The sequence below is a fragment of the Frigoribacterium sp. AC759 genome (assembly GCF_979256015.1).
Map to the genome: position 1 here is coordinate 20,456 of NZ_CEEDMT010000023.1, position 12,301 is coordinate 32,756.

The following is a 12,301-nucleotide window of genomic DNA, read 5'->3' on the forward strand; positions in this document are numbered from 1 at the left end:
GACGGCGAAACCGGCGGCCGGCTCAGACCGGGCGATCGCCGTCGCGGCGCTTCTCGACCTCGATCTCGAGAGCCCGCAGGCGGGCCTGCTGCTCGTGGAACTCGATCTCGCGGTCGAGGGCGGCCAGCTGCTCCTCCGTGCTGAGGGGGCGGGAGGTGGTGGTGACCGTCTGCGTGCGCTGGCCGCCGAATCCGAGCCGCTCGCGCCTCCTCGGATCGCCGAACGACACGTGCTCGGACGGGGCCGACCGCTCACGGCCCACGGCGAACCACAGGATGCTGCCGATCAGGGGCAGGAACACCACGAGGAGCACCCAGACGAGCTTCGGCAGGTGCTGCACCTGGCCGTCCTGGCGCGTGACGATGTCGACCAGGGCGATGAGCACGAGGGCGAACATGAGACCGGAGACGAGCACGTACATGTCGCGATCATATTCAGCGAACTCCTACCTGCGCCACCAGTCATTCGGAGGATCATCTGGATGGAATCGGACGAATCTGGCCCGCCGACGCGCAGAAGTGGTTGAGTCGGTGATTGCCCGACCCCGTGGCAGCAACCGCGCCCGACCCGGCGCTCGCAAAGAAAGCAGTCATCATGCTCGGTCTGATCGTCAGCCTCATCATCATCGGCCTCATCGCCGGTGCAGTCGCCCGCCTCGTCGTCCCCGGCAAGCAGAACATCTCGATCCCGATGACCATCCTCCTGGGCATCATCGGCTCGTTCGTCGGTGGATTCCTCGCCTACCTGATCTTCCCCGGCAACAACCCCGACGGTTTCTTCCAGACCTCGGGCATCATCGGTTCGATCATCGGCGCCATCATCGTCCTGGTCATCTACCTCAAGGTCACCGGCCGCAAGGGCGCTCGCAACTAGTCGACCCTGCACCGCGCGGACGGGCCGCTCTCCAGTCGGAGGGCGGCCCGTTCTCGTGCGCCTGGGGCCCCTCGGCTTCGGCGGGTTCCCGTCACTCGCGGCGGGTCAGCGCGGACCCCCCCCCCATGCCGGTGACCCCCCGCCCCTCCCATCGGCCTCGGTACAGCTAGGGCTTCCCGTTCCCGTTGTTGTTGCCCGGGCCCGAGTTCAGGTTCGACCCGCTGTTGCCCGGACCGGTCACGGCGCCGGTGCCCACCCCGGTACCGGGCACGGTCGCCTCGGGCACCGGGACCTCCCCGGGCCCGTTCTCGTTCTCGTCCGGCTCGTTCTCGTCGGGCTCGTTCTCGTCGGGCTCGTCCTCGCCGGTCGACTCGGAGGGGGTCGTCGGCTCGGGCGCCGTCTCCTCCGACGGCTGGGCCGGCGCGGGCGCCTCCTCGGTCTGCTCCGGCTGGGGCTCGGTCGTCTCGGCGGGGGTCGTGGCCTCGCCGGACGGGTCGTCGCTGGGCGTGCCGCTGCTCGGCTGCGACGACTCGACCGGTGCTCCGTCGCCGTCGCCACCCTGCGTGATGCCCCAGACGACGGCCCCGGCGATGAGCGCCAGCACCGCGACGATGATCACCGGCAGCACCCAGCGGCGTCGCCCCAAGGAGGCGCGGTCGGAGTCGCCGGGGCCGCCACCGGCACCCGAGCCTCCCGCACCGGCACCGGCCGCCACTCCGCCACCCGTCGCGGCGGAGCCGAGGGCCACCGCCGGAGCGAAGCGCTCGGTCGGCGCATCCGAGCCGGGAGCGCCGTTCGAGTACGACGACGTCGGGGCGTTCGCGCCGTAGGCCGCGGTCGGCGCGTCAGCACCGGCACCGGCACCGTAGGCGGCGGTCGGCGCGTCAGCCGCCGCCGCACCGGCGACGCCCGCACCCGCGACCCCGGCAGCGGCAGCAGCGGCAGCCGCGGCGGGCAGCACCATCGTCCGGTCGCTGCGGCTGATCGGCTCCGTCGGATCGGGCACCGAGGCCAGGTCGGAGGTGTCGCCGCCGCGGGCGGCCGAGGCCAGTCGCGACGCGCGGCGGGAGACCTCGAGCGCGGTGGGTCGCGCCTCCGGATCCCTGGCGGTCATCGAGGTGAGGAGCGACGCCCAGCCGGTCTCGAGCGACGACGGCACGATCGGGTCGTTATGCAGGCGCGCCATGACCGACTCGATCGCGGAGCCCGTGAAGACCCGCGTGCCCGTCAGGGCCTCGAGCGCCACGAGACCGAGCGAGTAGACGTCCGACGGCGGTTCGATCGGCTGACCGAGCGCCTGCTCGGGGCTGATGAACGCCGCGGTGCCCATGACGGTGCCGGTCGCGGTCAGCCGCGTCGAGTCGACGAGGTAGGCGATGCCGAAGTCGGCCAGCTTCGCGCGGTAGCGCCCCTCGCCGCCGGGCACGGGGGCGAGCAGGATGTTCGCGGGCTTGACGTCGCGGTGCACGACGCCGCCCTCGTGCGCCACGTGCAGCGCCTCGCCCAGGTCGGCGAGCATCGCGGCGGCCGTGGCGGGGGTCAGCGGACCCTCCGAGACGAGCGTCTGCAGAGTCGGCCCCTCGACGAACTCCATGACGAGGTAGGCGCGGTCGGCGTCGTCGACGCGGGCGTCGAAGAGCGTCACGATCGCCGGGTGGGCGAGACCGGCAAGCACCTGCACCTCGCTGGTCTCGCGGCGCAGCTCGGCGGCGTCGGCCCCCGTCGGCGCGAAGAGCTTAATGGCGACGACGCGCCCGAGCAGCGTGTCGCGGGCGCGGTAGACGCTCGCCATGCCGCCACGGCCGAGCACCGACTCGATCTCGTAGCGGCCGTCGAGCACCATGCCTGCGGTGAGGTCCGGGGTGTCCATGTCGCCTCCTGTCCGGGTCGTCGGGCAACGCCCCCCACCTTATTCGGGCTACGGAGTGACCATGCCGCCGTTCACGTTCAGGGTCTCGCCGGCGACGAAGCTCGACTCGGCGCTCGCCAGGAACACGTAGGCGGGGGCCTGCTCGGCGGGCTGCGCCGCGCGGCCCATCGGCGACTCGCTCGAGCCGAACTCGGGCAGGGTCTCGGGGTCGACGCCCTGGGTGACCTGCAGCACCGACCAGGTCGGCCCGGGCGCGACGACGTTGACGCGGATCCCCTTCGAGACGAGCTGCTGCGCGAGCCCCTTCGAGAAGTTGTTGATCGCGCCCTTCGTGGTGGCGTAGTCGAGGCGGTCGGGCGCCGGCGTGTAGGCCTCGAGCGACGCGGTGTTGATGATGGTCGAGCCCGGGCCGAGGTGCGGCAGGGCGGCCTTGATGATCCAGAACGGGGCGTAGACGTTGGTCTTGAAGGTGAGGTCGAACTGCTCGTCGGTGATCTTCTCGATGCCGTCCTGCCAGATCTGCCGACCGGCCACGTTGACGACGGCGTCCAGTCCGCCGAGGCCGGCCACCGCCTCCTCGACCAGCGTGCGACAGAAGGAGGCGCTGGTGAGGTCCCCGGGGATCGCGACGGCCTTCCGACCGGCCGCCTCGACGACCTCGATCACGTGGCGGGCGTCCTCCTCTTCGGAGGGGAGGTACGACAGCGCGACGTCGGCGCCCTCACGCGCGTAGGCGATGGCGACGGCGGCGCCGATGCCCGAGTCGGCACCGGTGATGAGCGCCTTGCGACCCGTGAGGCGACCCGAGCCGCGGTAGGTGCTCTCGCCGAGGTCGGGCACCGGGTCCATCCTCGACTGCAGGCCCGGCTCGGGCTGCTGCTGCACCTCGGGGCTGATCACGGGGAAGCGCGTGCGGGGGTCGTCGAAGGTGTACTGATCGCGGTCCATGCCGTCCGTCGTACGCCGGGGTCCTGAGCGGAGGGTGCGTGCGTACCCCGCGTCGCACGGTGGCCCGCGACCCCGATCGGCGGGTGTTATCCGTCATGCGCACTGGATGCACGGATAGTTAGTCGGTCTAGCGATTCCCGTGACAGCATGCTCATGCATCGACTTCACGGCGGTGCGGAGCGGCTCACGGCCTCTCCACCGAGAGTCAAGGGCAGCGCAGGGCTGCCAGAAACGAGCACCACGATGAGCCTCATCCGCCCCACCACCGGTCGCGTCCGCAGCCCCTTCTCCGAGGTGCGCGACACGGAACGCCAGGCCACCCTCTTCGTCGTCGCCACGTCGGCCGTCGCGGCCAGCGTCATGGCCACGGCCGCCCTCCTCGTCACCCTGGGCTTCGGCGCATGAGCGCGTCCGAGCTGCGTCACGTCGAACTCGCGCCCACCGAAGCGCTCGACCTCTCCGAACTCTTCGTCGGACGTGGCGAAGACGGTCCGCTGGCGGCCTGAGCCATGCGACCCTCCTTCTCCAGCCGCATCCTGGCCTCGTCCGACGACGTCGACCACGTGTCGTACTTCGACACCGGCATCGACGACGACGACCTCGACTGAGATCGGCGTCACCTGACGTCACCGCGCCACCCGCTCCTCCTGCGTCATCAGCACGACCCGCTCCTCCTGCGTCATCAGCACGACCGAGCACGATCCGTACCAGCGGCCCACGACGTGGGACGCCGACGAGGATCACCGACCACGGGCCTCCCCTCACCGGGAGGCCCGTCGTCGTCTGCGGGTGCGGGAGCGGGTGCGGGTGCGGGTGCGGGTGCGGGTGCGGCCGTCTTAGGCTGTCCGCCATGAGCATCGACGCCGAGAAGACAGTCCAGCTGCGCCGCTACGAACTCGTCGAGGGCGTGTTCGACGAGTTCGTCGAGTGGTTCCAGGCCCGGATCGTTCCGGCCCGCGAGGCCGAGGGGTTCGCCGTCGAGTTCGCGTACGCCGACCGCGAGGCCGGGGAGTTCGTCTGGGCGGTCAGCGTCGCAGGCGACGCCGCCACCTTCGCCGCGGTCGAGGAGGCCTACCTCGCGAGCGATTCGCGCGCCGCCGCCTTCGCCGATCAGCCGAAGAGGGTCGCCGCCAGCCATGTGCGCCTGATCGAGCCGGTCGTGCCCGCGGGAGCCCGCACGGCGCGCTGAGCCCGACCGCGCACGTCGACGCCTTCAGGAGGCGCGCGAAGGGAGCCGCAGGAGGCGCGCGAAGGGTGGTCGCCGGAGGCGCGCGAGAGTAATCGCCAGCTGGCCACGGAACGGCCTCGCTATCCGATTCGCGAACACATCCGGATACCCCCCAACCGGGGCGCCGACGCCTCCGAATGCTCCCCCGGGTGCCTAGCAACCCGTGTGTCCACTCCACTGTGGACGGCGTTCCCGGCGAGTACCCGAAACCCGCCGAGATCACGCGCCGACGCAGCGGACGACACCCGTCGAGGACCCGAACCTCGGCGCGGGCTCTCGGATCAACGACGATCCGGGATCCTGCTGGGCACCGATCTCGCGGCGTCGATCCCTCCACAGGGCCAGTGCGCCGCCGTCCCGCTGTTCGCTCTCCGGCGCAAGCCGGGCCGAGTCTCGGCGGGAGACGTATCGTCGGACGAGCCTCGTTCGAGGCCGTTCTCACGAGGAGCCCCGTGTCACCTGATCGACCCACGCCAACACGTGCGACCGTCGTCTTCCTGTCGGACGCCGACCCCGACCCCGATCGGTCCGACGATTCGCTCGGTGCCGCGCTCGCCGCCGCGTCGAGCGACCCGGGGGCAGCCTCCCTCGACGTCCACATCGCCTCGGCGCCCTCGACCGGGGCGACCGACGACGAGGTCGTGACGGCCGTCGTCAAGGCGATCCGCGCCTCCGGAGCATCCCGGTGGCTGCTGGCCGCGAGCGGCGCCCGCGTCGACGCCGTCTCGCAGACGGTGGCGCGCATCCTGTCGGGCGAGGCGGGCGTGTTCGGTCTCGCCGGAGTGGTGGTGACCTCGCCGGGCGACTTCGACGGCGTCCCCGCGCTCGTGCTCGACGACGCCTCGGCCGCGGCCTCGGGCGAGTCGCTCGTCGAGGCGATCACGACGTTCTGGCGCGATCGCGCCGGGCTCGGGCCGACCATGTCGCTCGACTTCGCCGAGGTCATCGCCTCGACCCGCACCAGTCCGCAGACCCGGGCGCTGCTCGCCCGTCGCGCCCTCGCCGACGACCCCGACTACCGGCCGCAGACCCTCTCGACGTCGCAGCTCGAGACGCTGCGCGTCGTCGCCGACCTGGTCGTGCCCCAGCGCGCCCCCTGGCCCGGTGCCGAACTGGACCTCGCGGCACGGATCGACGTCGATCAGAACCTCGGCAAGTCCGACGGCTGGCGGAACAACGCCCTGCCGCCCGACCGCGAGGCCTACCGACGCGGGCTCGACGCCCTCGCCGACCTGCGCCTCCTCGGTGTCGACGACCAGCGCGCACGGGTCGCCGCTCTCGTCGCCGGCGAGTTCGAGCCATCGGCCGGCGAGATGACCGCCGAGCAGATGCAGCTCTGGTTCGAAGACGCACGGGTCGACCTCGTGCGCGCCTGGCTCGCCCACCCGGCGACGATGGAGCGCATCGGCTTCGACGGCTTCGCCAACGGCGGACCGGGCGGCGCGCTCTTCCAGGGCTTCGACCTGCTCGGCGCCGACCGACGCGAGCAGTGGGAACCGACGATGGAGGTCGTCCGATGAACCTCGACCAGATGACCACCTACTCCGACGACGAGATCGTCGACGCCGTCGTGATCGGCACGGGCGCCGGCGGGGCGCCGATCCTCAGCACGCTGGCGGCGCAGGGTCTGCACGTCGTCGCGCTCGAGGCGGGGGCGAACTTCGACCCCGAGCTCTTCACCCAGGACGAGACCGAGGCCGTCGCCATCAACTGGATGGACGAACGCCTCAGCGCCGGCGAGAACCCGACGGCCTTCGGCCTGAACAACAGCGGCAAGGGGGTCGGCGGGTCGACCCTGCACTGGGGCGCCTTCACGCCCCGCCCCGACGAGCGCGATCTGCGGCTGAAGTCGCTGACCGGCAAGGGCGTCGACTGGCCGATCGAGCACGCCGAGCTGATCGAGTACATCGAGCGCGTCGAGGCCTTCGTCGGCATCGCCGGGCCCGCCGACTACCCCTGGGACCCTTCGCGGCGGTACACGCTGCCGCCGGCGCCGCGCAACGCGTCGTCCGACATGATGATCCGCGGGTGCGAGGCGCTCGGCATCACCGCGACCGACGGCCCGGTCGCGATCACCACCGTCGACCGCGAGCAGGAGCACGCGGGCATGCGCCACGCCTGCGTCAACTGCGGCAGCTGCCACCAGGGCTGCCGCAACGGCGCCAAGGTCAGCATGGACACCACCTACCTGCCGTCGGCGGTGGCGCACGGCGCCGAGATCCGACCCGGGTCGATGGTGCACGGCATCGAGCTCGACGAGGCCGGCGAGGTGTCGGCCGTCGTCTACACCCGCGACGGGGTCGAGCACCGTCAGCGCACGAAGGCGCTGTTCCTCTGCGCGGGCGGCGTCGAGACGCCCCGTCTGCTGCTGCACACCGGGCTCGCCAACAGCAGCGACCAGGTGGGCCGCAACTACATGGCGCACGGGGCGACCCAGGTGTGGGGCACCTTCACCGAGGAGATCCGCAGCCACCGCGGCTACCCGTCGTCGATCATCACCGAAGACACGATGCGACCCGAGGGCGTCGACTTCGTGGGCGGCTATCTCATCCAGAGCCTCGGGGTCATGCCGTTGACGCTGGCCACGACTCTGGTGCGCGGCGGCGGACTCTGGGGCGACGAGCTCGTCGAGGCGATGGAGGGCTACCGGTACCTGGCCGGGGTCGGCATCAACGCCGAGTGCCTGCCGAGCGACGACAACCGCCTCGTGCTGTCCGACGAGCTCGACGAGTTCGGCATCCCCAAGGCGATCGTCTCGTTCAGCGCCGGCCCCAACGAAGACGCCATCGACGAGCACGCCATCGCGACGATGACCGCCATCGTCGAGGCCGCCGGTGCCACCGACACGATGGTGCTCGCCCGCACGGCGCACACCATCGGCACCTGCCGCATGGGCGACGACGCGACGGACGCCGTGGTCGACGCCGACGGGCGCAGCTTCGACGTGCCGAACCTCTGGGTCTGCGACAACTCCGTCTTCCCGAGCGCGGTCGTCGCCAACCCCGCGTTGACGATCATGGCGCTCGGGCTGCGGACGGCCGAGAAGTTCCTGGCGGCGCGGGTCGCGGGGTAGACGGGGGCCGGTCGGCGGGGCCGGGGCAGCGGGGCCTGGTCGATCGGCAGGCGGCCGGTCGGTGGATCGCAGGATAGGCGGTGCGGGCGGCGGGCATGTCCGGGTTGTCCGTTTTCGGAAACTCCGGCGGATCGGGGCCGTACTCGGCTGGACAGGATCGAACGCTTGTTCGTATCTTGGTCCCGTGGGTAGTGACGAGAGTTGGAGCGACGGCGGCGTCGTCTACCGCATCACCGTCTTCGGCAACCGCCTGACCCTCGAGATGACCGAACCTCGCCGCGACGACAGCGATGACAGCGGCGGTGTCACGATGGACATCTCGCGCATGTGGCACCGCGGCCAGTCGGGTGCGGCCCGGTTGACGATCGTCAGCCGCACCGGCGCGGTCACGATCCCGTGCCCCCTGCCGATCGCCCGCCGTCTGGTCACCCGTTGGTCGGCCACGACCGGAGACAGCGTCGGCGACGACCGCCTCCCCATGAAGGACGAGCACCCCTAGCCGCACCGCTCCGCGCGCCCCCGCCATGCAAATCGTGCTCTGTGCAAATCGCGACTGAACGGCCCCTGACGGGCAGCATCTCCTGGCGTTTCAGCTCCCCCGGGGCAGAACTGTCGGGTTTGGCACGCGCTAACTGACACAGCCCGTCGGGTCCGGCCCCCGCGACGCCGACGCAGCCAGACTGGCGTCATGACCGCCCCGCTCGAGACCCCCGACGGCCGCTACATCGTCGTGCGCGGTCGCCTCTGGCGGCGGTCCGACCCGTCGCTGAGCGACGACCGGCGGGCCGAGCTCGTGCACGACCTGATGGAGACGCGGCGCGCGAAGAAGACCGCGCTCGGCGACGACGACCCGGCCGCCGTCGAGCAGGCCCGCGCCCGAGTCGACGCGGCGAAGACCGCCCTCGGCGAGCGCGGCCCCGTCTGGTGGAGCGACGACGCACCCGACGAGACCCGCCGCATGGCCGAGAACACGCGGTACGCCGACTGGTTCGCGTCGGTCGGGAAGCCGTAGACCCTGCCACGCTGGGAGGCATGCCGTCGCTCGATGCCCTCCGCGCCTCCTTCGTGTCCACCCGAGGAGGGGCGGTGGACGACAGCATCCCGCAGCTCGCCGAGGCCGACCCCGACCTGTTCGGGGTCGCTCTGGTCCGGCCCGAGGGCGAGGTGGTGGCCTCGGGTGACGCCGAGCATCCGTTCTCGATCCAGTCGGCCGTGAAGCCGTTCCTGTTCGCGTTGGCTCTCGCCGACTCGGACGGCGCCGCGCTCGACCGGGTGGGCATCGAGCCGACGGGCGAGGCGTTCGACGCGATCAAGCTCGAGAGCGACACGGGTCGGCCGCCGAACCCGATGGTCAACGCGGGGGCGCTGCTCACCGCCAACCTGGTCGACGGCGACTCGGGCGATGCGCGCATCCACCGGATCCTCGCCGGCCTCAGCGCCTTCGCCGGTCGCGAGCTCGACTACGACCGCGAGATCAGCGAGAGCGAGCAGCTGCACGGCGACCGCAATCATGCGCTCGCCCACCTGATGCGCTCGGAGGGGACGCTCGACGAGACCGCCGACGAGGCCGTCGCCGTCTACGCCCGTGCGTGCTCGGTGATGGTCGACGCCGTCGCCCTCGCCGTGATGGGGGCGACGCTGGCGTTCGGCGGGCGCAATCCGGTCACCGGCGAACGCGTCGTCTCGGCCGAGGTGGCGCGCGACGTCGTCTCGGTGATGGCGACCTGCGGGGTCTACGACGGCTCGGGGCGCTGGATGCGCTCGGTCGGCGTGCCCGCGAAGTCCAGCGTCTCGGGCGCCATCGTGCTCGCCGCCCCGAATCGGCTCGGCGCGGCGATCATCAGCCCACCGCTCGACGAGCTCGGCACGAGCGTCCGCGGCGAGGCCCTCAGCCGCGCCCTCGCCGAGCAGCACGGTCTGCACTCGTTCGGCTACCGCGGCTAGGGCCGCCGGCACACCCGGCCGCGAGCGGCGGGCACCCAGCACCCGGCACCCGCGTCAGGCCGGGGTCAGCAGCCCCCGCTCGAGCACGTCCGTCACGGAGAGCACCTTGTAGCCCTGGCTCTCGAAGAAGACGGTCATCCGGTCGTCGTCGGTGCCCATGACCGTGCCCTCGCCCCAGGTCGCGTGGACGACGCGGGCGTCGGTGGCGAATGCAGGAGGCGCGGTGTCGGTGGGGCGCGCCTCCTCGTCTCCCGAGCGCGCCTCCTCGGCATCGGTCCCGGTGCGGGCGTCCGACAGGCAGAGGTCGCAGTTGCCGCAGTGCTCGGGCGAGTCCTCGCCGAAGTAGCCGAGGAGGAACCGGCGGCGGCAGCCGGCGGCCTCGGCGAAGGTGCGCATCATCTCGATCCGGGACGTCGCGACGCGCTCGCGGGTCTGGGCGACCTCGCGAGCCGCACCCGCCGCCTCCGCCGCGTCGAGACCGGCGACCGGCTCGAACCCGTCCGTCGACTCGGTCAGCGCCCCGCCCTCGAGCAGCAGATCGATGAGGCGCGACACCGTGCGCGAACCGAGCGCGAGCTGCCCCGCGACCTCGGCACGGGTCACCGGGCGTCCGGCGGCCGACAGCGCCGTGAAGACCCCCCGCAGATCGGCGCGGCCGGGCAGCCCCGAGGCGAAGAACGACCGCAGCGACAGGTCCTCGGGACGGTAATGCAGGGTGGCGGTGGCCGGGTCTCCGTCACGACCGGCCCGCCCGATCTCCTGGTAGTAGGCGTCGAGCGAATCGGGCACGTCGGCGTGCACGACGAAGCGCACGTCGGGCTTGTCGATGCCCATGCCGAAGGCGCTGGTCGCCACGACGACGTCGACCTCGCCGGCGTGGAACCTCTCGTGCAGCTGCCCGCGCTCGGCCGACCGCTGCCCGCCGTGGTAGCCGACCACCGTCCGGTCGGGGCGGCGTTCCGCGATCGCCGCCGTGTAGGCCTCGGTGGCTCTCCGGGTCGCCACGTAGACGATGCCGGGCGTGGTCGAGCCGGCCACCTGCTCGACGACGGCGCGCATCTTCTCGTCGTCGTCCTCGTGGCGCACCACCTCGAGGGCGAGGTTGGGTCGATCGAAGCCGCGGCTGATGATCAGCGGATCGCGCAGTCGCAGCCGTTCGACGATCTCGTCGCGCACCGGCCCCGACCCGGTCGCCGTCAGCGCCAGCACCGTCGGGCGGCCGAGGCGCTCGGCGATCTCGCCGAGATGCAGGTAGTCGGGCCGGAAGTCGTGACCCCAGGACGACACGCAGTGGGCCTCGTCGACCACGACGAGGGCGACTCCGGCGTCTCTCAGGCGGTCGACGGTCTCGTCTCGTGCGAGCTGCTCGGGGGCGAGGAACACGTACGTGATCTCGCCCGCGGCGAGACGCTGCCAGCCGGCGTCGTTCTCGGCGTCGGTGTGACCCGAGTTGATGGCGACGGCCGAGGGCGCATCGGGGCGCCCGACAAGCCCGGCGACCTGATCGGCCTGCAACGCGATGAGGGGCGACACGACGACGGTCGGCCCGTCGAGCACGGCACCGGCGACCTGGTAGATCGCCGACTTGCCGAACCCGGTCGGCATGATGCCCAGGGTGTCGCGACCCGCGACGACGGCCTCGATCGCCTCGAGCTGCCCGGCGTGCAGATCGTCCCAGCCGAACAGGTCGGCGGCGGCGGTCGTGATGCGGGCGGTGCGGGCTGCGGGGGGTGCGGTGCATGCGGTGCTTGCGGTGTCGGCGGTGGGTGCGGTGCGTGTCGTGCTCATGTGGTCCTCGTGTCGGTGGGGCAGAGGTCCATCTCAGGCTCGCCGACCGGGACACGCGCACGACTGACAGCCGATGATCGGCCCGCCGTACCCCGGCTCCCGATCGGCGCGGCACACTACTCCGACCCGCCCTAGGATCGTCCGCGGGGGAGCACCTGCTTCGAGAGATCACCCTTGGGGGGCCGCATGACCGACGACGACCGCGACGCGCAGGGGCCGGACGACGCGCCCGACGGGGCCGGCCAGCGCGATCAGCACCGCCAGCCCGCCGAGCCCCGCCAGCCCGATCAGCCCCGCCAGCCCGCCGAGCGATCCGGGCACGAGATGCTCTTCGGCGCCCCCGACGACGACCCCGAACCCGTCACCGACCCCGACACCGACCGGCGTCGCGGTGGTCTCGCCCTGCCGATCATCGCCGTGACGGTCGCCGTCGTCACCGTGGTGGCGGCCTGCTTCGTCGTCTTCGGCGATGTCCTGGGGAGCGCTGGCCAGCCGACGGCTGAACCGGCCACGACGTCCGCGACCGCACGACCGGGTGCCGCGCAGTTCGGCCCCAGCGCGACCCCCACGCCGACCC

General features: G+C 72.1%; 12 protein-coding genes and 1 pseudogene. 9 read left to right on the plus strand and 4 right to left on the minus strand.

Features of this window, described 5'->3' with window-relative positions; genetic code table 11:
- Positions 1-22 precede the first annotated feature (22 nt).
- Entirely contained in the window at positions 23-421 is a 399-nt protein-coding gene (locus tag ACZ6JE_RS12780) for a PLDc N-terminal domain-containing protein (protein WP_192061716.1), read from the minus strand.
- 173 nt (positions 422-594) lie between these two features.
- Here ACZ6JE_RS12780 and ACZ6JE_RS12785 point away from each other — a divergent pair, with 173 nt between their 5' ends.
- Positions 595-873: a GlsB/YeaQ/YmgE family stress response membrane protein gene (locus ACZ6JE_RS12785; RefSeq protein WP_192061715.1), complete on the plus strand. Its 279-nt coding sequence runs from the start codon at positions 595-597 to the stop codon at positions 871-873.
- Between the two features lie 166 nt (positions 874-1,039).
- Here the strand turns inward: ACZ6JE_RS12785 and ACZ6JE_RS12790 are convergent, their stop codons facing one another.
- Positions 1,040-2,743 (minus strand): serine/threonine-protein kinase, encoded by a 1,704-nt coding sequence (locus ACZ6JE_RS12790; protein WP_464319186.1) that lies wholly within the window; start codon positions 2,741-2,743, stop codon positions 1,040-1,042.
- A 48-nt stretch (positions 2,744-2,791) separates the two neighbouring features.
- Positions 2,792-3,691, minus strand: coding sequence for an SDR family oxidoreductase (locus ACZ6JE_RS12795; RefSeq protein WP_243215720.1), 900 nt, complete (start codon positions 3,689-3,691; stop codon positions 2,792-2,794).
- 243 nt (positions 3,692-3,934) lie between these two features.
- Between ACZ6JE_RS12795 and ACZ6JE_RS12800 the strand changes: the two genes are divergently transcribed.
- The 7 genes from ACZ6JE_RS12800 to glsA all read left to right on the plus strand — a co-directional run bounded on the left by ACZ6JE_RS12800 (position 3,935) and on the right by glsA (position 9,936).
- Positions 3,935-4,096: a hypothetical protein gene (locus ACZ6JE_RS12800; RefSeq protein ID WP_192061712.1), complete on the plus strand. Its 162-nt coding sequence runs from the start codon at positions 3,935-3,937 to the stop codon at positions 4,094-4,096.
- A 445-nt stretch (positions 4,097-4,541) separates the two neighbouring features.
- Entirely contained in the window at positions 4,542-4,880 is a 339-nt protein-coding gene (locus tag ACZ6JE_RS12805) for a hypothetical protein (RefSeq protein WP_192061711.1), read from the plus strand.
- 491 nt (positions 4,881-5,371) lie between these two features.
- Entirely contained in the window at positions 5,372-6,439 is a 1,068-nt protein-coding gene (locus ACZ6JE_RS12810) for a hypothetical protein (RefSeq protein WP_464319187.1), read from the plus strand.
- Positions 6,436-7,992 carry a GMC family oxidoreductase gene (locus ACZ6JE_RS12815; RefSeq protein ID WP_192061709.1) on the plus strand — a complete coding sequence of 519 codons (1,557 nt, stop codon included), beginning with the start codon at positions 6,436-6,438 and terminating at the stop codon, positions 7,990-7,992. The genes ACZ6JE_RS12810 and ACZ6JE_RS12815 overlap by 4 nt, the downstream gene beginning before the upstream one ends.
- Positions 7,993-8,176: 184 nt before the next feature.
- A complete protein-coding gene (locus tag ACZ6JE_RS12820; RefSeq protein ID WP_192061708.1) occupies positions 8,177-8,491 on the plus strand; it encodes a hypothetical protein in 315 nt (104 codons plus the stop codon).
- 189 nt (positions 8,492-8,680) lie between these two features.
- Positions 8,681-9,004, plus strand: a complete 324-nt coding sequence (locus ACZ6JE_RS12825; RefSeq protein WP_464319188.1) for a biopolymer transporter Tol — start codon at positions 8,681-8,683, stop codon at positions 9,002-9,004.
- 20 nt (positions 9,005-9,024) lie between these two features.
- On the plus strand, positions 9,025-9,936 hold the full coding sequence (gene glsA, locus ACZ6JE_RS12830; RefSeq protein ID WP_192061706.1) for a glutaminase A: 912 nt from the start codon (positions 9,025-9,027) through the stop codon (positions 9,934-9,936).
- Between the two features lie 54 nt (positions 9,937-9,990).
- Here the strand turns inward: glsA and ACZ6JE_RS12835 are convergent, their stop codons facing one another.
- Positions 9,991-11,724 (minus strand): RecQ family ATP-dependent DNA helicase, encoded by a 1,734-nt coding sequence (locus tag ACZ6JE_RS12835; RefSeq protein WP_464319189.1) that lies wholly within the window; start codon positions 11,722-11,724, stop codon positions 9,991-9,993.
- A 186-nt stretch (positions 11,725-11,910) separates the two neighbouring features.
- On the opposite strand from ACZ6JE_RS12835, the pseudogene ACZ6JE_RS12840 reads away from it, so the two are divergent.
- A pseudogene (locus ACZ6JE_RS12840) lies at positions 11,911-12,301 on the plus strand (hypothetical protein); the annotation flags it as partial.